Origin of the sequence: Bradyrhizobium sp. SZCCHNS3052, assembly GCF_032484495.1 — a bacterium.
In the GTDB taxonomy this organism is placed as follows: Bacteria; Pseudomonadota; Alphaproteobacteria; order Rhizobiales; family Xanthobacteraceae; genus Bradyrhizobium.
In genome coordinates this window covers 1,200,243-1,218,495 of the sequence record NZ_JAUETB010000001.1, presented here as the reverse complement: position 1 = coordinate 1,218,495, position 18,253 = coordinate 1,200,243, and the positions used below count along the sequence as shown (strand labels likewise).

General features: G+C 66.0%; 14 protein-coding genes and 1 pseudogene. 12 read left to right on the top strand and 3 right to left on the bottom strand.

The annotated features are described in order from the left end of the window. Positions 1 to 804 precede the first annotated feature (804 nt). On the top strand, positions 805 to 4,050 hold the full coding sequence (locus tag QX073_RS05615; RefSeq protein ID WP_316225436.1) for an Rne/Rng family ribonuclease: 3,246 nt from the start codon (positions 805 to 807) through the stop codon (positions 4,048 to 4,050). Positions 4,051 to 4,166: 116 nt separating this feature from the next. On the opposite strand, the pseudogene QX073_RS05610 reads toward QX073_RS05615, so the two are convergent. Together QX073_RS05610 and QX073_RS05605 are read right to left on the bottom strand one after the other, a co-directional pair. Then, positions 4,167 to 4,319 (bottom strand): annotated as a pseudogene (locus tag QX073_RS05610) (dicarboxylate/amino acid:cation symporter); the annotation flags it as partial. A gap of 7 nt (positions 4,320 to 4,326) precedes the next feature. Next, positions 4,327 to 5,526, bottom strand: a complete 1,200-nt coding sequence (locus QX073_RS05605) for a pyridoxal phosphate-dependent aminotransferase (protein ID WP_315826864.1) — start codon at positions 5,524 to 5,526, stop codon at positions 4,327 to 4,329. Between the two features lie 152 nt (positions 5,527 to 5,678). Between QX073_RS05605 and QX073_RS05600 the strand changes: the two genes are divergently transcribed. Next, complete coding sequence (locus tag QX073_RS05600; RefSeq protein ID WP_316191228.1) at positions 5,679 to 7,073, top strand: M48 family metalloprotease; 1,395 nt, start codon at positions 5,679 to 5,681, stop codon at positions 7,071 to 7,073. A gap of 125 nt (positions 7,074 to 7,198) precedes the next feature. Beyond that, entirely contained in the window at positions 7,199 to 7,963 is a 765-nt protein-coding gene (locus tag QX073_RS05595) for a DsbA family protein (RefSeq protein ID WP_315712195.1), read from the top strand. 122 nt (positions 7,964 to 8,085) lie between these two features. Here QX073_RS05595 and QX073_RS05590 read toward each other — a convergent pair whose 3' ends face one another. Beyond that, positions 8,086 to 8,757: a GntR family transcriptional regulator gene (locus tag QX073_RS05590; RefSeq protein ID WP_316225435.1), complete on the bottom strand. Its 672-nt coding sequence runs from the start codon at positions 8,755 to 8,757 to the stop codon at positions 8,086 to 8,088. A gap of 205 nt (positions 8,758 to 8,962) precedes the next feature. Here QX073_RS05590 and tcuA point away from each other — a divergent pair, with 205 nt between their 5' ends. The 9 genes from tcuA to QX073_RS05545 all read left to right on the top strand — a co-directional run bounded on the left by tcuA (position 8,963) and on the right by QX073_RS05545 (position 18,223). Next, entirely contained in the window at positions 8,963 to 10,378 is a 1,416-nt protein-coding gene (tcuA, locus tag QX073_RS05585) for an FAD-dependent tricarballylate dehydrogenase TcuA (RefSeq protein WP_316173741.1), read from the top strand. Beyond that, positions 10,365 to 11,462 carry a tricarballylate utilization 4Fe-4S protein TcuB gene (tcuB, locus tag QX073_RS05580; protein WP_316203577.1) on the top strand — a complete coding sequence of 366 codons (1,098 nt, stop codon included), beginning with the start codon at positions 10,365 to 10,367 and terminating at the stop codon, positions 11,460 to 11,462. Before tcuA ends, tcuB begins: the two co-directional genes overlap by 14 nt. A 186-nt stretch (positions 11,463 to 11,648) precedes the next feature. After that, positions 11,649 to 12,356 carry a DUF1236 domain-containing protein gene (locus QX073_RS05575; protein WP_316192618.1) on the top strand — a complete coding sequence of 236 codons (708 nt, stop codon included), beginning with the start codon at positions 11,649 to 11,651 and terminating at the stop codon, positions 12,354 to 12,356. Between the two features lie 264 nt (positions 12,357 to 12,620). Next, positions 12,621 to 13,100, top strand: coding sequence for a type II 3-dehydroquinate dehydratase (gene aroQ / locus QX073_RS05570; protein WP_316203576.1), 480 nt, complete (start codon positions 12,621 to 12,623; stop codon positions 13,098 to 13,100). 50 nt (positions 13,101 to 13,150) lie between these two features. Then, the gene (gene accB / locus QX073_RS05565) at positions 13,151 to 13,636 is read left to right on the top strand and encodes an acetyl-CoA carboxylase biotin carboxyl carrier protein (protein WP_316164755.1); all 486 of its coding nucleotides are present in this window, start codon (positions 13,151 to 13,153) and stop codon (positions 13,634 to 13,636) included. 82 nt (positions 13,637 to 13,718) lie between these two features. Beyond that, entirely contained in the window at positions 13,719 to 15,068 is a 1,350-nt protein-coding gene (gene accC / locus QX073_RS05560) for an acetyl-CoA carboxylase biotin carboxylase subunit (RefSeq protein WP_315712202.1), read from the top strand. A gap of 115 nt (positions 15,069 to 15,183) precedes the next feature. Next, on the top strand, positions 15,184 to 16,704 hold the full coding sequence (locus QX073_RS05555) for a sensor histidine kinase (RefSeq protein ID WP_315712204.1): 1,521 nt from the start codon (positions 15,184 to 15,186) through the stop codon (positions 16,702 to 16,704). Beyond that, positions 16,701 to 17,138, top strand: coding sequence for a response regulator (locus tag QX073_RS05550; protein WP_172109443.1), 438 nt, complete (start codon positions 16,701 to 16,703; stop codon positions 17,136 to 17,138). The genes QX073_RS05555 and QX073_RS05550 overlap by 4 nt, the downstream gene beginning before the upstream one ends. Next, the gene (locus QX073_RS05545) at positions 17,135 to 18,223 is read left to right on the top strand and encodes a sensor histidine kinase (RefSeq protein WP_315712206.1); all 1,089 of its coding nucleotides are present in this window, start codon (positions 17,135 to 17,137) and stop codon (positions 18,221 to 18,223) included. Before QX073_RS05550 ends, QX073_RS05545 begins: the two co-directional genes overlap by 4 nt. The last annotated feature ends 30 nt before the right edge of the window (positions 18,224 to 18,253 follow it).

Below are 18,253 nucleotides of genomic sequence, written 5' to 3'. Positions count from 1 at the left end.
TGCGTGACGCACAGCGACGCGCATCCCAGCAAGGAAAGGTAATTCGCCCGGCCAATTGCCAAATCGATGCCTCCGCGGGATCGTCTTACCGCAACCAATCCCAGGGGTTAACCGCCAAATTTTGTCATTTTCGTTAAAGGCCACCGATTGTTGCGGTTCCGCGACGCTTCGCTTGCGCGACCTGACCATTCCTCGTATGTACGAAGGGCTGAAGGCTAATCCTTACTGCCGGTTGTGTCGCGTTCAACCTCCGGTGAAACGCCGGAAGCTTCGTGATCGGGGTGCTCGATATCGGGTCCTCGGTCGTTGCGAAGAGTCCAGCGCCTTTCCGACGCTCCACCAAAGCCTGCGCGATCCCGCGCGGCCGCAACGGAGAGCCGGTCACGAGCCGAGTGGCGCCTGTCAGGGCGCCTCCTCGCAGAGACCGCCCGGGCACCAGGTCAGACACGGTATAGCCTGATACCGCACCCGTGACAGGGTGGGTATTCGATCCAGGCAAGCGTTTCGGCGCAATCTGGCCTTCGGCAACAGAGAAGGCGGCACCCGCTGCCGCCCACATATTCCAGACGGGCCGACGCTTGATGCGCCAGACTGAGTTGCCAACCATGACCAGCGGACGATCCGCGCCGATGCGGGGCCAGACCCCCGTCCGGCCAATCGCCCCGCCGGCATCAGGGTTGGCGCGGCGCGACCAGCTGCGTTTAGGCCTTCCCCTCACCCCCGAATCAGGTGGACCGTCGCGTCATCCGACAGCGCGCCACGCGCTCGCGGCCAATCGCGCCCGTCGCCTCCAAGAGTTCCAATATGCCCAACAAGATGTTGATCGATGCTACCCACCCGGAAGAGACCCGGGTCGTTGTCGTCCGCGGCAACCGCGTCGAGGAATTTGATTTCGAAACGGCCCAACGCAAGCAGCTCCGCGGCAACATCTACCTGGCCAAGGTTACCCGGGTCGAGCCCTCGCTGCAGGCCGCCTTCGTCGAGTATGGCGGCAACCGCCACGGCTTCCTGGCCTTCAGCGAAATCCATCCGGACTACTATCAGATCCCGGTCGCCGACCGGCAGGCTCTGATCGAGGCCGAGGAGCGCGCGCACCGCGAAGCCGAAGAGGAAAGCGAGAACCGCTCCAACCGCCGCCGCAACCGGCACCGCAGTTCACGGCGCCGCGGCAGCGGCGAACGGGTCCAGAGCGAGATCGTCGAGGTCGCCGAGGCGGGCCTCCCTGCCCCGACCGAAGGGCACGAGGCCGACCACGAGGCGCAAGACCACCGCGCCTATGCGCAGGACGATCAGCCGCACGCCGACGCGACCGCTCCCAGCGAGGCGCAGGGCTTCTCCGAAGGCCCGGTCGAGGCTCAAGGTCGGGACGCCTCGGGCGAAGCTTGGCAGGGCGCAGCCGACGAATCGCGCGAGCATGCCGACCGCCAGCCTGATGCCGTCGCCGCGCAGGACCATGACGCTGCTGCCGAGCAGCCCTCCGGCGAAGCTGCGGAGGCCGCGAGCGCGCAGACCGGCGGCTCGCACCCTGCCGAGGCGGCCAGCCCGGCTGTCGCGGCAGACGAGCACGACGACGAGCATGACCATGAGCACCACGGTCACGACGAGCATCATGACGGCGAGCACGAGCATGATGAGCACGAGCATCACGAATACCACCATCATGAGCATGATCACGATGAGCACGACGACGATGACGTCGCTGCCGTGGGCGAACATGCTGATCACGGCGTCACCATCGTGCCCGGCGACGAGAACGGCTCCGACACCGCGTCCGGCGACCATGAGGACGACGAGGACGACGGCGAGGAGATCGAGGAAGAGCTCGTCGAATCCGTCGGCGGCGATGACGTGCTGGAGGAAGTGCCGGAGCGCACCTTCCGTCCGCGCCGGCAGTACAAGATCCAGGAAGTCATCAAGCGCCGCCAGGTGATGCTGGTGCAGGTCGTGAAGGAGGAGCGCGGCAACAAGGGCGCGGCGCTGACGACCTATCTGTCGCTGGCCGGCCGCTATGCCGTGCTGATGCCCAACACGGCGCGCGGTGGCGGCATCAGCCGCAAGATCACCTCGGCGCAGGACCGCTCGCGCCTGAAGGAAGTGGTGCAGGACCTCGACGTGCCCGAGGGCATGGGCGTGATCCTGCGCACCGCCGGCGCCAACCGCACCAAGCCCGAGATCAAGCGCGACTTCGAATATCTGCTGCGTCTCTGGGAAACGGTCCGCGACATGACCCTGAAGTCGCAGGCCCCGACCCTCGTGTATGAGGAAGGCTCGCTGATCAAGCGCTCGCTGCGCGACCTCTACAACAAGGAGATCGACGAGATCCTCGTGGCCGGCGAAGACGGCTACCGCGAGGCGCACGATTTCATGAAGATGCTGATGCCGACCAATGTCCGGGCGGTGAAGCAGTATCGCGACGGCCAGCCGCTGTTCTCCCGGATGGGCGTCGAGAGCCAGCTCGACGCGATGTTCTCGCCGACCGTGCAGCTGCGCTCGGGCGGCTATATCGTGCTCAACCAGACCGAGGCGCTGGTCTCGATCGACGTGAACTCCGGCCGCGCCACGCGCGAGCATCACATCGAGGACACAGCGCTCAAGACCAATATGGAGGCGGCCGAGGAAGTGGCGCGGCAGCTCCGTTTGCGCGACCTGGCCGGGCTGATCGTCATCGACTTCATCGACATGGACGAGAAGCGCAACAACCGCTCCGTGGAACGCAAGCTGTCGGACTGCCTGCGGCAGGATCGCGCGCGCATCCAGGTCGGCCGGATCTCGCATTTCGGCCTTCTGGAGATGTCGCGGCAGCGCATCCGGGCCAGCGTGCTCGAAAGCTCGACCGAGCCGTGCGCGCATTGCGGCGGCACCGGTCACGTGCGCTCGGTGTCCTCGGTGGCGCTGCAACTGCTGCGCAGCCTCGAAGAGACGCTGATGAAGGGCGCCACCCACAATCTCGTGGTCCGCACCCGCACCGAGGTGGCGCTCTACGTGCTCAATCACAAGCGCGGCCATCTGCGTGACCTCGAGAACAGCTTCAAGGTCTCGCTCGCCGTCATCGCCGATCCGAGCGTGAGCGGCCAGCAATCCTTCATCATCGATCGGGGCGAGCAGGTGCACACGCTCGAGGCCGCCAAGGCGCTGCTCGCCGCGCAGGCCTCCGCCCCGCCGCTGGCGGCCGAGGAAATCTACGACGAGGAAGAACCGTTCGATATCGAGACGGAATCCGAGGTCGAGACCGAGGAGACCGAAGGCCTGTCCGAGGACGCAGCCGACGGCAGCGCAGCCGAAGGCGAGCGGGACGGCGCGCGCCGCAAGCGGCGACGGCGCCGGCGTGGCCGCGGCAGCGAGGCCCGCGAGGGCGCGCTCCCAGAAGGCACGGCCGGACTGCAGCCCGCCGAGCCGGGCTCTGCCGCCGAGCAGTCAGCCGAGGACACCGACGGCGAAGACGACGAGTCGGAGGAACAGCCTGCGTTCGCACAAGGCGAGCAGACGGATCAGCCTGGCGGCGAGCGGCGTCCGCGCCGGCGTGGACGCCGCGGCGGTCGTCGTCGGCGCGGTGGCGCGGAAGAAGGTCTCGCCGCGTCGATCGGCGACGAGCTCGCGCCGGCTTCGGCATCGGAGGCAGAGGCCGCCGTGGCCGATTTCGACGGCAATGGCGCTTCCCACCACGACGAGGAAGAGCCGGCAGAACCTGCGGCGCCGGTCCATGCGTCGGCCGCAACCGAGGCCGATGAGTCAGTCGCTGGCGCCTCCGTGCCCATGCCACAGGCTGCTCCGGGGCAGCCCGAAGTGCAGCAGAGCGAGGCTCCGAAGACGGAATCCGAGAAGACCCCACGCCGTTCGACGGTTCGCGAGAAGGTCAGCTTCCTCACCGAGCCGAGGCCGGAGGGCGCGGTTTCAGCCGTCAACGTCGCCGAGAGCAGCGCACCCACTCCGGCTGTCGACGTCGCGGCGTCCGGACCGGTTGCCTCCGAACCGGCGGCCACCGATTCCTCGTCCCCTGCGGCCCCGCGCCGGGCCGGCTGGTGGTCCCGCCGTTTCGGTGGCGGGCAGTAAGCCCCCGCTCTCCGACGCTTCGATGCAAAACGCCCGGCCAGATTGGCCGGGCGTTGTTCATATGGCGTTCTTCGTATGGCGATCGTTCTTGACCGTGACGACCGACCGGAGGCCGCTCAGCCGGTCGTCACGGCCGGCTCGACATCCGACGGATCGATCTGCTGATTGAGCCGTCGCTGCAGGAGATCATGGTCGAGTTCGTCTTCGCGCCACGAGACGAACACGGCGGCGATGCCGTTGCCGATGATGTTGGTCAGTGCACGCGGCTCGCGCGCCCTAGCCTAACCAGCGCGCGATCCGGGCCACCGCCTCACGCATGTCCTCGGCCGAACGCGCATAGGAAAAGCGCACGAAGCTGCGGCCGTGGATCGGATCGAAGTCGACGCCCGGCGTGGCCGCCACATGGGTCTCCTCCAGCATCCGCTTGGCGAAGTCGAAACTGTCGGAGGTGAAGTCGGACACGTCGGCATAGAGGTAGAAGGCGCCGTCGGCCGGCAGGAACCGGGTCAGGCCGGCCTTCGGGAAACCCTCGATCAGGATGTGCCGGTTCTCCTGGTAACCGTGCTTGATGGCCTCCATTTCGGTCCGGCCGTCGAACGCCGCTTCCGCCGCGATCTGCGACAGGGTCGGAACCGAGATCGCGAGGTTCTGTTGCAGACGCTCGATCGGCCGCACCAGCGCATCTGGCACCACCATCCAGCCGATGCGCCAGCCCGTCATGCAGAAGTACTTCGAGAACGAGTTGATGATCAGGGCCTCGCGCGACAGCTCCGCCGCCGTCACCGCCGGAAACGCGTAGTCCAGACCATGATAGATCTCGTCGGAGATGAAGCGGATGCCGGCGTCGCGTGCGGCTGCGATGACACCGCCCAGCGCCTCACGCGACATCATGGTGCCGGTCGGATTGGCGGGACTTGCCACCAGCACACCCTTCAGCGGCGTCTTGCGGTGCGCGGCGAGCAGCGCTTCGCCGGTCAGGGCGTGACGGTTCTCCGCCGTGGTCTCGATCAGCACCGGCTCGCAGCCCAGCGCCGTCAGGATATGGCGATAGGGCGGATAGCCCGGCACGGTCACGGCCACGCGGTCGCCGGGCTCGAACATGGCCAGGAACGCCAGGATGAATCCGGCCGAGGATCCCGTCGTGATCACGATCCGCGCCGGATCGACCTCGCAAGCGTGCGTCTCGCGATAGTGCCGCGCGATTCGCTGTCGCAGCGACAGCAGACCGAGCGCCGAGGTGTAGTCGATGCGGGCCTGATCGAGCGCGGCATGCGCGGCCGCAATGGCCGCTCGTGGCGCAGGCGCCGCCGGTTGGCCGACCTCCATGTGGATGACATGTCCACCGCCCGCCTCGATCCGCTCGGCCGCAGCCATCACGTCCATCACCATGAACGGCGGAACATTGCTGCGCGCGGACGGTGCCGTCAGGTCGGCGATCCGCTGTTCCAATGTCGGTATCACTGTCGCATCCACCATCGATATCTGCTATTGACCCCGGCTGTTCGGACCCGCTCCGTGAACCGGTCGGGGTCAGCCCATGGGCCTCGTTCGCCGCAGATGAGCCGCATTCCGCCGTTTGGTGGGCAATAGCCCGTCTCGCGCCTCGCGCCAATTGCAAAGATCGCCTGATGTCGCTCCGTATCGTGCTTCGCAAGAAACTGTCCGGCGGGCTTGCCGCGGTCGTCGCGGCGGCCGTGACGCTGGCGCCGCTCGCGCCTGCATCGGCGCAGCAAGGCAAGGGACCGCCGATCCTGCGCGACACCGAGACCGAGGTGCTGCTGCGTGAATATACCCGGCCGATCCTGCGCGTCGCCGGGCTCGAAAAGCAGAACATCCAGATGGTCATCATCAACGATGCGTCCTTCAACGCGTTCGTTGCCGACGGCCGCCGCATCTTCGTCAATTACGGCGCCATCCTGCAGTCGGAAAATCCGAACCAGCTGATCGGCGTTCTCGCGCACGAGACCGGCCATCTCGCCGGCGGCCATCTCGCCAAGCTGCGCCAGCAGCTCGCCACCGCCCAGACCCAGATGATCATCGCCACCATTCTCGGCGCCGGCGCCCTCGCGGTCGGCGCGCGCGGCGGCGGCAGCGGCCTTGCCAATGCCGGCGCCGCGACGCTGTCGGCCCCGGGCGAGGTCATCCGCCGATCGCTGTTGTCGTATCAGCGTCAGCAGGAGGAGAACGCCGACCGTGCGGGGGTGAAATTCCTCACTGCGACAGCGCAATCGCCGAAGGGCATGTACGAGACGTTCAAGCGCTTCACCAATGAGAGCCTGTTCGCCGCGCGCGGCGCCGACCCCTATCTGCAATCACATCCGATGCCGGCCGATCGCGTCGAGGCGCTCGAGGGCCTCGCGCGCCAAAGCCCCTATTGGGACAAGAAGGACGACCCCGCATTGCAGCTCCGCCACGACATGGTCCGTGCCAAGATCTCGGCCTTCATGGAACGGCCGGACACGGTGGCACGGCGCTATCCATTGTCGGACACCGGCCTGCCCGCCCGCTACGCCAGGGCAATCTCCACCTACCTGCATGGCGACCTGCGCAGCGCCCTGAGCCAGATCGATGCCCTGATCCAGGTGCAACCCAACAACGCCTATTTCTACGAGGTCCGCGGCCAGGCCCTGCTGGAGGGCGGCCGCCCCACTGAGGCGATCGCTCCGCTGCGCAAGGCGGTGCACCTGTCCAATAACGCCCCGCTCATCGAGATGTTACTTGGTCAGGCCTTGGTGGCATCCGAGAACAAAGCCTACACTGACGAGGCGATCTCGATCTTGCGCGCGGCGGTCGCGCGCGAATCCGAGGCGCCGCTCGGCTATTCCCAGCTCGCGATGGCCTACGGTCGCAAGGGCGATTATGCGGAGGCGGATCTCGCCTCGGCGCAGGCCGCCTTCCTGCGTGGCGACAACAAGACGGCGCGCGAGCTTGCCTCGCGTGCAAAAACCCGCTTCGCGGTCGGCTCGCCGGGCTGGGTCAGGGCCGACGACATCGTCACGGCAAAGCCGCTTTCCGGCCAGTAGGTGTCGGACAGCGGAGTTGGCGCCCGCTGAAGTTTTGAACTACTGCTATCATCCGATCCAGAATATCAAAATACCGTCACGACCATCGACAAGGACCCGATCATTTGACCCAGAGGACCTCCTTCATGCCGTCAGTCCGCACGCTCATTCCCGCGATGTTGCTCGCGCTTTCGCTCTGCGGCGTGCCTCAGCTCGCGTCGGCGGAGAGCTTCTCCGACAGCCAGCGGGGCGAGATCGAGACCATCGTCCGAAACTACCTGATCGCGCATCCCGAGGTGCTCGAAGAGGCGATGGCCGAGCTGCAGAAGCGCCAGACGGCAGCCGAGGCGGCCAAGCACGAGGCCAGCGTCAGCAAGAACGCCGAGACCATTTTCAACTCGCCGCGCGGCGTCGTGCTCGGCAACAAGGATGGCGACGTCACCTTCGTCGAGTTCTTCGACTACAATTGCGGCTACTGCAAGCGCGCGATGGCCGACATGATGGAGCTGATGAAGAGCGACCCGAAGCTGAAGGTCGTGCTCAAGGAATTTCCCGTGCTGAGCCAGGGCTCCGTCGAGGCCGCGCAGGTCGCCGTCGCCGTTCGCATGCAGGCCCCGCAGAAATATCTCGACTTCCACCAGAAGCTGCTGGGCGGCCGCGGCCAGGCCGACAAGGCCCATGCGCTCGCGGTCGCCAAGGATCTCGGGCTCGACATGGCGCGCGTCGAGAAGGACATGGCGAGCCCCGAGGCCAAGGCGACGATCGAGGAAAACTTCAAGCTCGCCGAGGAGATGGGCATGAACGGGACGCCGAGCTACGTGATCGGCAAGCAGGTCGTGATCGGCGCCGTCGGCGTCGAGGGCCTGCGCGAGAAGATCAGCGCGGCCCGCTGCGGCAAGGCGAGCTGCTGAGCATCTCTGCCAAAGCGTCTCGCCATCACGGGATCAATCGAAGGCCGGCTGTCTCAGCCGGCCTTCTGCTTTTGCCGTGAGCCGGTGGCGAAGCGGCAGCCGGGTGGCGGCAGCGCCCTCGCCTATCCCTTCAGCTTCATGCCGAGCCGGGTTCGAAGTGCCTCGCGGATGTGCCCGCGTGCAATCGCCTCGGCCCGATCGGGATCGCGGATCGCGATCGCTTCGACCAGCTCACCATGCTCGGCCGCGGCAGTTGCCGCACGTCCTTCGGCCGCAAACGTCGTGGTTCCCAGCAGCGCTGTCGCGACATGCATGTCCTCGAGGGCGGCATCGAGGTAGCGGTTGCGCGCCGCGCGCTGGATCGCACCGTGCATCAGCCGGTTCAGCCGCGCTAGCTCGGCGGCGTCGTCCCCCCCGCTGACAAAGCGTGCATGAATGTCGCGGAGCGCCGCGATCTCGGCCGACACGGCATACTGCGCGGCGAGCCGGGCGGCGGCGCCTTCGAGAATTTCCCGCATCGCGTACAGCTCGAGGACTTCATTCTCGTCGAGACTGCGCACGATCAGGCCGCGTCCACCAGCCGGCTGCACCCACCCCTTGGCCACCAGCTTGCCGAAGGCCTCACGGACCGGCGTCCGGCTGACGTTCAGCTTCTGGGCGACCTCGTCCTCACGCAGCCGATCGCCGGAGCGATAGAAGCCGTTCTCCAGCGCATGGCACAGCGCACGAAATACCGCTTCGCCGAGAGAGACGTTGTCACGATCGATGGTGAGCGATGGCGCTTCCGAGGACATGGGGTCACCATTTCACAATCTCGTTGCGAACAACAGCCTATCTTGCATATTTTTGTATACAATAGCATACTATTTCTATGCCCACTGTAGCCTTTACTTCCGTACCATCCATCATCGCTTGGCCGACGGCTGACATGCCGATGGCGTTGCTGTGCGGACCAAAGCCGATCCAGGCCCCGCCGCCTTGCGTCCGCGAGGGCCTGCAATGACTGATCAGAGCGATCTCGCCGACCATCCCCTGACCTACGACGTCGTCGTGGTCGGCGGCGGCAACGCAGCCCTCTGCGCCGCCATTGCGGCACGGCGCGCCGGGGCCTCGGTCATCGTGCTGGAGGCCGCCTCCAAGTTCTATCGCGGTGGCAATACGCGCCACACCCGCAACATGCGCTGCGCCCATGACGCGGCGACCGCGACGTTGAGCGGCCCCTACACCGAGGACGAGTTCTGGGACGATCTCCTGCGCGTCACCGAAGGCCAGACCAACGAACAACTGGCCCGCCTGATGATCCGCGAGTCCAAGGACATGCTCGACTGGATCGTCGCACAGGGCGTGCGTTTCCAGCCGTCGCTCGGCGGGACGCTGAGCTTAGGGCGGACCAACTCGTTCTTCCTGGGCGGCGGCCGGGCCATGCTCAATGCGTTGTATCTCACCGCCGAGCGGCTCGGCGTCGACGTGCTGTATGAGGCGGAGGTCGTCGGGCTCGACATCGATGAGACCCGTTTCGACGCTGCGATCATCCGACAGCGTGACGCCAGGACGCGAATCTGCGGCAAGGCGCTGGTTGCGGCAGCGGGCGGCTTCGAAGCCAACATCGACAGGCTGGTCGAGGGCTGGGGCGAGATCGCGCGCAACTTCCTGATCCGCGGCACGCCCAACAATCGCGGTACGGTGCTCGACATGCTGCTCGGCGCCGGCGTCGACAGCATTGGCGATCCGACCCAGTGCCACGCGGTGGCGATCGATGCGCGCGCCCCCAAATATGACGGCGGCATCATCACGCGGCTCGACTGCGTCGTGTTCGGCATCGTCGTCAACAACAACGCTGAGCGATTCTACGACGAAGGCGAGGACGTCTGGCCGAAGCGCTACGCGATCTGGGGACGCTTGGTTGCCGCTCAGCCGGACCAGATCGCCTACATCATCTTCGACGCGAAATCGGCGAACCTGTTCATGCCGTCGCTCTACCCCGCGATCGAGGCGGCCAGCATCACCGAGCTCGCCGGCAGGCTCGGCCTCGATCCGGACAAGCTGACCGCCACCGTCGCGCATTTCAACGCATCGGTGCGCGACGGACAATTCAATCCCGACATCCTCGACGATTGCCGCACCGAGAACCTGACGCCGCCGAAATCGCATTGGGCGCGCCGCATCGATAGCGGCCCCTACTACGCCTATCCGGTTCGGCCCGGCATTACCTTCACCTATCTCGGCGTGCGGGTCGATCACGCCGCAAAGATGATGATGAAGTCCGGCGGTCCCGCCGACAACATGTACGCCGCAGGCGAGATCATGGCCGGCAACGTGCTCGGCCGCGGCTATGCCGCAGGAATCGGCATGACGATCGGCAGCGTGTTCGGGCGTATCGCCGGCCAGGGAGCAGCGACACATGCAGCGCAGTGAAGCGTTGACCGAGGCGGATCGGCTGATGACGATTTGCAATTCCTGCCGCTATTGCGAGGGACTCTGCGCCGTGTTTCCGGCAATGGAGATGCGCCGCGCCTTCACCGGCGGCGACCTCAACTATCTCGCCAATCTCTGCCATGCCTGCGGGGCCTGCTACGTCGACTGCCAGTTCTCCCCCCCGCACGAGTTCGACGTTCGCGTCCCCTCCGTTCTGGCCCGGCTGCGGCACGAGAGCTATGCCGACTATGCCTGGCCGCACGCGCTGGCGCCGCTGTTCAGGCGCAATGGTCTCGCGGTGTCGCTCATCGCGGTGGTCAGCATGGCCGCGTTCATCGTCGGCATCGTGGCCTTCAACGATCCCGCCGCGGTGTTTGCAAGCCGGCACGGCCCCGGCTCGTTCTACGCGCTCATGCCCCACAACGCGATGGCGCTGTTGTTCGGCGCCGCCTTCCTGTGGGCCATCATCGCCTTCATCACGGGCGCTCGGGCGTTCTGGAATGATATCGGCGAGCCGAGCTCGACCTTGACGCGCCCACGTCCACTGCTGCGCGCCGTTCGCGACGCAGCCAGCCTGCGCTATCTCGATGGCGGCGGCGTCGGCTGCTACAACGAGGACGAGCGGCCACGCGACACCCGGCGGTTCTATCACCATCTGACGTTCTGGGGCTTCATGCTCTGCGTCGCATCGACCAGCGTCGCGACGCTCTATCACTATCTTCTGCACCGTGAGGCGCCCTATCCGTTGTGGGACCTGCCGGTCGTGCTCGGCACGCTGGGCGGATTGGGCATCGTGGTCGGTCCGCTCGGACTCTACACCGCCAAGCGCAGGCGTGAGCCTGCGATGATGGATGCGGGCAGTCGCGCCATGGACGTCGCGTTCCTGGCGATGCTCGTCCTTACCGGCGCAACCGGGCTCGCCCTCCTCTTGCTACGCGAGACCAGCACGATGGGCCTGCTGCTCGCGCTCCATCTCGGTGCGGTGTTCGCGCTCTTCATCACGATGCCCTACGGCAAGTTCGTGCACGGCCTCTATCGATTCTTGGCGCTCGTCCGCTACGCGCGCGAACGTCACGGCGCGTAGCTCATGCGAGGTCGCCGACGACACGCAACGGATCACTGTTGTCGTCATGCAGCATTCATGACCCTGAGCATCCGTTCATAAAGTTGCGATCTGCGACATTTTTCCGGAACGATCGGCGACGCACGGAACGACTCCTACCTCCTGCCGTTGTCGGCGCGGGCAGTGCAAATACGAGGAGGATAGAGGATGACCAATCGCTTGATGGTATCAGTTGCTGCAATCGCGCTCCTGGCGGGTGCAGGTTTTGCTCATGCGCAAGGTACCGGCGGTGCGGGCGGCGCAGCTGGACAGTCCGGCGGCGCAGCCATGCAGGGCGGTGCGACCGGTGGTGCTGCCGGCGGAGCATCGAGCGGTGGCATGAACGCGCCCGGCGGCGCGATGCATCGCGACAGCGGCTCGCCTGCGTCCGACATGCGCTCCAGTCAGTCCGAGCAGAAGCCCGGTGCGACCAAGGGCCAGCGCGCCGAGGAAGGCATGAAGGGTCCGAATGCCAAGGGCGCGACCTCCGAGACCGACAAGGCCGGCTCCAAGAACATGAAGGCCGAGGGTCGCGACAGCAAGAGCGGCACCAGCACGAACGCCGAAACCAAGACCGGCAGCGACCGGTCGCAGACCACCACCGGACAGGCCGGCGCCGGCGCCAAGCTCACCACCGAGCAGCGCACCAAGATCACCAGCGTGATCCGCAGCCAGCGCGTCGAGCCGGTGACCAACGTGAACTTCAACATCTCGGTCGGCACCCGGGTGCCGCGCGACGTTCACTTCCACCGGCTCCCTGCGGAAGTCGTGACGATCTATCCGGAATGGCGCGGATACGACTTCATCTTGGTGCGTGAGCAGATCATCGTGATCGATCCCCGCACCTACGAGATCGTCGCAGTTCTCGACGCCTGATCCCGACCAGGCAGGCGATGAGGACATGGGGCGGGCAGCAATGCCCGCCCCATTCTATTGCGCAAAGAGCACGTAAGGGCGATCACACGCAGCCCGTGCAGCCCCGTGGACAAACCTGGTTAACCAGCAATTTCGTACACTTAAGACGGTTTTTTCGTCTGACGGACCAAGCCTCGGGCAGCCGGCCCGGCTGCCGAAAGGCTTCCCCTTGGCGGCTTTGTTACCTATAACGCCGCCCACTGCCGCCACACCGCCGGGATGGGAATGGCCGACGCCGCGCACAACACGATCTATGTCCTCAACGGACCCAACCTCAACCTGCTTGGCACCCGCGAGCCGGAGACCTATGGCCATGCCACCCTGGCAGACGTCGAACGGCTCTGCGTCGAGACGGCCGCGCGCTTCGGCCTGACGGCGGAGTGCCGGCAGTCGAACCATGAGGGTGTGCTCGTGGATTGCATCCATGAGGCCCGCAGCCGCGGTGCGGTCGGAATCATCCTCAATGCCGGCGCCTACTCGCATACCTCCATTGCCTTGCACGACGCGCTGATGGGGGTGAAGATCCCCACCGTCGAAGTGCACATCAGCAACATTCACGCCCGCGAGCGCTTCCGGCACCATTCTTTCACCGCGAAGGCCGCGTTTGCCTCGATCTGCGGCTTCGGCATCGACGGCTACCGGCTGGCGATCACCGGCCTCGCCGCCAAGATCGGCGCCAAAGCCGTCACGCAGACCGACATCTAGCGCAAGCCTGACGTCACAGTCCTCACGCACCCAACGTTCCGGATCAGATCATGGCGCCCCAGCCCGACGACAAGACCATCGCGAAATCCGAAGACAGCCAGCTCATTCGCGAGCTCGCAGCGCTGCTGGATGAGACCAGCCTGACCGAGATCGAGCTGGAGCGTGCCGGCCTTCGCATCCGCGTTGCCCGCAACGTGACCGTTGCGGCGGCCGTCCATTCGGCCATCGGAACAGCCGCCGCTGGCGTTCCCGTGGTCGCAGCCGCCACCGCGGCAGCCGCCGGCGCGGACTTGTCAAAACATCCCGGCGTGGTGCCCTCTCCCATGGTCGGTACCGCCTACTGGGCGCCCGAGCCCGGCGCCAAGCCGTTCGTCGAGGTCGGCTCCAAGGTGTCCGTCGGTCAGACCCTGATGATCATCGAGGCGATGAAGACGATGAACCAGATTCCGTCACCGCGCGCCGGGACGGTGACGCAGATCCTGGTCGAGGACGGCCAGCCCGTGGAGTACGGCGAGCCGCTCGTCATCATCGAATAAGCGCGACTAGCGGACGGCGAAAGCGAATGGTCCACCATTCCATGTTCGCCGCTCACTACTCGCCACTCGCGCCCGAGGCACCATGTTCGACAAGATCCTCATCGCCAATCGCGGCGAAATCGCCCTTCGCATCCTCAGGGCCTGCAAGGAGCTCGGTATCTCCACCGTCGCGGTGCATTCCACCGCCGACGCCGATGCGATGCATGTCCGCCTCGCCGACGAAAGCGTCTGCATCGGGCCGCCGCCGTCGAAGGACAGCTATCTCAACATTCCCGCCCTGCTCGCCGCCTGCGAGATCACCGGCGCGGACGCCGTGCATCCCGGCTACGGCTTCCTGTCGGAGAACGCGCGCTTCGCCGAGATTCTCGCGGACCACAATCTGCATTTCATCGGGCCGAAGGCGGAGCACATCCGCCTGATGGGCGACAAGATCGAGGCCAAGAAAACGGCCAAGCGGCTGGGCATTCCCGTCGTTCCAGGCTCGGATGGCGCTGTCACTCCGGACCACGACGCGATGGCGATCGCCAAGGAGATCGGCTTCCCGGTGCTGGTCAAGGCAGCCGCCGGCGGCGGCGGCCGCGGCATGAAGGTCGCCCACACCGAGGCCGACCTGCAGCTGGCGCTGACCACAGCGGCCAACGAGGCGAGATCGGCGTTCGGCGACGCCTCGGTCTATCTGGAGAAGTATCTGCAGAAGCCGCGCCACATCGAGATCCAGGTGCTCGGCGACGGCCGCGGCGGCGCCATCCATCTCGGCGAGCGCGACTGCTCGTTGCAGCGGCGCCATCAGAAGGTCTGGGAGGAAGGCCCCTCCCCGGTGCTTGACGCAGCGGCCCGGGCCAAGATCGGCAACACCGTCGCCAAGGCGATGCAGGAGCTGAAATACATCGGCGTCGGCACCATCGAATTCCTCTACGAGGACGGCGAATTCTATTTCATCGAGATGAATACCCGCATCCAGGTCGAGCATCCCGTCACGGAGATGATCACCGGGATCGACCTCGTGCTGGAGCAGATCCGCATCGCCGCCGGCGGCGACCTGCCGATGACCCAGGACCAGGTTGTCATCAACGGCCACTCCATCGAGTGCCGCGTCAATGCGGAAAACCCTGTCACCTTCCGGCCCTCGCCGGGCAAGATCCTGCAGTACCACCCGCCTGGCGGCCTCGGCGTCCGCATCGATTCCGCCGTGTATCAGGGCTACGTGATTCCGCCCTATTACGACTCGCTGGTCGGCAAGCTGATCGTCCACGGCAAGACTCGGGTCGAGTGCCTGATGCGGCTGCGGCGCGCGCTGGACGAGATGGTCGTCGACGGCATCGAGACCACCCTGCCGCTGTTCAGGGCCCTTGTCCGCGAGCCGGCCATCATCGATGGCGACTATCACATCCACTGGCTCGAACAGTACCTCGCTGGCCAGAAGGCGGAGTGAGCGGCCAACCGCAAAATTCCACTGACGCGCCGGAACCCTTCAGCCCGCACTGCGTTCTGCTCTTTCGGCGGTTCCGCTGAGGGGGCAGGTATTTCAATTGGCATGCGAGTGAGCGGTGGCGCCTGAGATTGGACAAAGGCGCACGCTGGGACAAATCCTGCTGCTGTCGGCGGGATTCCTGGTGCTGGTCGTCGTCAGCACGGCCTCGGTGCTGCTCGTCAACAAGGCCCGCAAAGACAACGCCTGGGTGGTGCACACCATCGAGGCGGAGAACCAGATCAACGCGCTGCTGCTCGAGGTCCGCCGGGCCGAGAGCGGCGCCCGCGCCTACCTGCTGACCCAGGACAATACGTTTCTGACCGATCACGACGCCGCCGTCACCGCGATCGCGCCGGTGCTCGACAAGCTCGGAACACTCGTGGCCGACAATCCTGCCCAGGTCGAGCTGCTCCGCCAGGTCCGCGCCGAAATCGACACCCGCCTCGGCCAGTTCAGGCGCGAGAAGGAGCTGGCCGCGCAGGGTGACCTCGCCGCCGCCGCCGCGCTCGTACGGAGCGCCGCTTCCGGCAACACCAGCATCAACATCCGCGATCTCGCCAATCGCATGCGGCTGGAGGAAGAGCGGCTGTTCGTGCTGCGCACCGCCAATGCCGACCGCAGCCAGCAGCTGGCGACCGTCGTGACGGTGACTGGCTCGGCCCTGGTCGTCCTGCTCGCGATCATCTCGGTGCTCCTTGTGCGCCGCTCGACCAGCGCGCGCGACGAGGCCGAGGCCAGGCTGCGCGAGAGCAACCTCAACCTCGAAGCCACCGTCGACGAGCGCACCGCGGACCTGCGCGAGGCCAATGAGGAGATCCAGCGCTTCGCCTATATCGTGAGCCACGACCTGCGCTCGCCGCTCGTCAACATCATGGGCTTCACCAGCGAGCTCGACGAGCTGCGCAACGACATCTTCCGGCGGATCGCGACGCTGGCGCGGGCGGCCTCCGACGCGCCGCCGCCGGCGGAAGGCGCCGAGCCCGAGCTCGAAGGCGCCGACCAGCAGCTGTCGGAGGATTTCAGCGAGGCGCTCGGCTTCATCAAATCCTCGATCGCCAAGATGGACCGGCTGATCACGGCCATCCTCAACCTGACCCGCGAGGGCCGCCGCGAGTTCGTGCCGGTGCGGATCGATACCCGCGAGCTGATCGAGGGCATCGTCTCGACGCTTGCGCATCAGGCTGCGGAAACCGACACCACCATCCGCGTGGAACCGTTGCCGGCCATCGTCAGCGACCGCCTGGCGCTGGAGCAGATCTTCTCCAACCTGATCGACAACGCCATCAAATATCTCAAGCCGGGCGTTCCCGGCGACATCGCCATTCGCGCCCGTACCAAGCTCGGTTTTGCCATCTTCGAGGTTACGGACAACGGCCGGGGGATTGATCCCAGGGATCATCAACGTATCTTTGATCTGTTCCGCCGCGCCGGGACCCAGGACCGTCCGGGTCAGGGGATTGGATTGGCGCATGTCCGCGCGCTGGTGCGCCGGCTCGGCGGAACCATGTCGGTTGCGTCGGAACTCGACCAGGGCAGCACGTTCACCATCACGCTCCCGATCAACTGGAACGCCTCAAACCGGAACTCAGACCGATGACCATGCCCGTGACTATCATCATGATCGAGGACGACGAAGGCCACGCCCGCCTGATCGAGCGCAACATCCGCCGGTCCGGCGTCAACAACGAGATCAAGCCGTTCACCAATGGTACAGATGCCGTGAAGTATCTGCTGGGTGCTGACGGCACCGGCCTCGATCACAAGGGGCACGCATTGCTGATCCTGCTCGACCTGAACCTGCCGGACATGACCGGCATCGACATCCTCAAGATGGTCAAGCAGAACAGTTTCCTGAAGAGCGCGCCCGTGGTCATCCTCACCACGACCGACGACTCGCAGGAGATCAAGCGCTGCTACGAACTCGGCTGCAACGTCTACATCACCAAGCCGGTCAACTACGAAAGCTTCGCCAACGCCATTCGCCAACTCGGCCTGTTCTTCTCCGTCATCCAGGTTCCGCCCGCCGCATGAGCTCCGCCGCCCCCACGCTGCTCTATATCGACGACGACGCAGCGCTGGCGCGGCTGGTCGAGCGCGGGCTCAAGCGATTGGGCTTCACGGTGGAACACGCCGCCGACGGCAGCGCGGGCTTGCAGCGGCTGGAGCGCGGCGGCATCGACGTCGTGGCGCTCGACCAGTACATGCCAGGCTTCGACGGGCTCGAGACGCTGGAGCGCATCATGGCGCTGCCCGAACCGCCGCCGGTGGTGTTCGTCACCGCCTCACAGGATTCCAAGATCGCGGTCACGGCCCTGAAGGCCGGCGCGGCGGACTACCTGGTCAAGGACGTGCAGGGCGAGTTCATTCCCCTGCTGCAGGTCGCGGCCGAAGGCGCGGTGCGCCAGGCCCGGCTGCAGAAGGCCCGCGACGAGGCGGAGGCGGAAGTGCGGGCGTCACGCGACCGCTACGCGGCGCTGGCGGCCGAGCGCGAGGTCCTGCTGCGCGAGGTCAATCACCGCGTCGGCAATTCGCTGCAGATCATCGCCTCGCTGCTGCATCTTCAGGCCAACTCCAGCACCCAGGACGACGTCAAGGCCGCGCTCACCAATGCAATGGGCCGCGTCGCCGCCGTGGCGCAGGTGCATCGCCGCCTCTACACGTCTCAGGATCTCAAGAGCGTGCTGCTCAACCAGTATCTGGATTCGCTGCTCGACGACCTGCGCCGCTCGGCCGAGGGCAACCGGATGTCGCGGCTGACCCTGAAGGCGGAGCCGGTCGAGATCGACCCGGATCGCGCGGTCGCGATCGGTATCGTCGTCAACGAGCTGGTCATGAACGCGGTCAAATACGCCTACCCCGATGGGCCGGGCCCGATCCATGTCGAGCTGAAGCTTGCAGGTGAGGACATCGTGCTGTCGATCGCCGACAACGGCGTCGGCCTCAACGCAACCAGCGATCCGCGCTCGACCGGAATGGGCCAGCGCATCGTCAGCGCCATGGCGACCAAGCTCGACGCCACCGTCGGCCCCGATCCGAGCCATGCCGGCACCAGGATCGTGGTCCGCTTCCGCCTCGAAAAAGATGCTCCCAAGCCCGCGGCTGCCGCGGTCGGCTGAGCCGACGCAGCCGGCACGCAACCATCGCGC

Excerpts from the sequence above, each read along its gene's own strand:
- accB (WP_316164755.1), top strand. The coding sequence starts at position 13,151 with ATGGCGCCCCAGCCCGACGACAAGACCATCGCGAAATCCGAAGACAGC.
- QX073_RS05595 (WP_315712195.1), top strand. The coding sequence starts at position 7,199 with ATGCCGTCAGTCCGCACGCTCATTCCCGCGATGTTGCTCGCGCTTTCG.
- QX073_RS05575 (WP_316192618.1), top strand. The coding sequence starts at position 11,649 with ATGACCAATCGCTTGATGGTATCAGTTGCTGCAATCGCGCTCCTGGCG.
- tcuB (WP_316203577.1), top strand. The coding sequence starts at position 10,365 with ATGCAGCGCAGTGAAGCGTTGACCGAGGCGGATCGGCTGATGACGATT.
- accC (WP_315712202.1), top strand. The coding sequence starts at position 13,719 with ATGTTCGACAAGATCCTCATCGCCAATCGCGGCGAAATCGCCCTTCGC.
- tcuA (WP_316173741.1), top strand. The coding sequence starts at position 8,963 with ATGACTGATCAGAGCGATCTCGCCGACCATCCCCTGACCTACGACGTC.
- QX073_RS05600 (WP_316191228.1), top strand. The coding sequence starts at position 5,679 with ATGTCGCTCCGTATCGTGCTTCGCAAGAAACTGTCCGGCGGGCTTGCC.
- QX073_RS05615 (WP_316225436.1), top strand. The coding sequence starts at position 805 with ATGCCCAACAAGATGTTGATCGATGCTACCCACCCGGAAGAGACCCGG.
- QX073_RS05550 (WP_172109443.1), top strand. The coding sequence starts at position 16,701 with ATGACCATGCCCGTGACTATCATCATGATCGAGGACGACGAAGGCCAC.
- QX073_RS05590 (WP_316225435.1), bottom strand. The coding sequence starts at position 8,757 with ATGTCCTCGGAAGCGCCATCGCTCACCATCGATCGTGACAACGTCTCT.
- aroQ (WP_316203576.1), top strand. The coding sequence starts at position 12,621 with ATGGCCGACGCCGCGCACAACACGATCTATGTCCTCAACGGACCCAAC.
- QX073_RS05605 (WP_315826864.1), bottom strand. The coding sequence starts at position 5,526 with ATGGTGGATGCGACAGTGATACCGACATTGGAACAGCGGATCGCCGAC.
- QX073_RS05545 (WP_315712206.1), top strand. The coding sequence starts at position 17,135 with ATGAGCTCCGCCGCCCCCACGCTGCTCTATATCGACGACGACGCAGCG.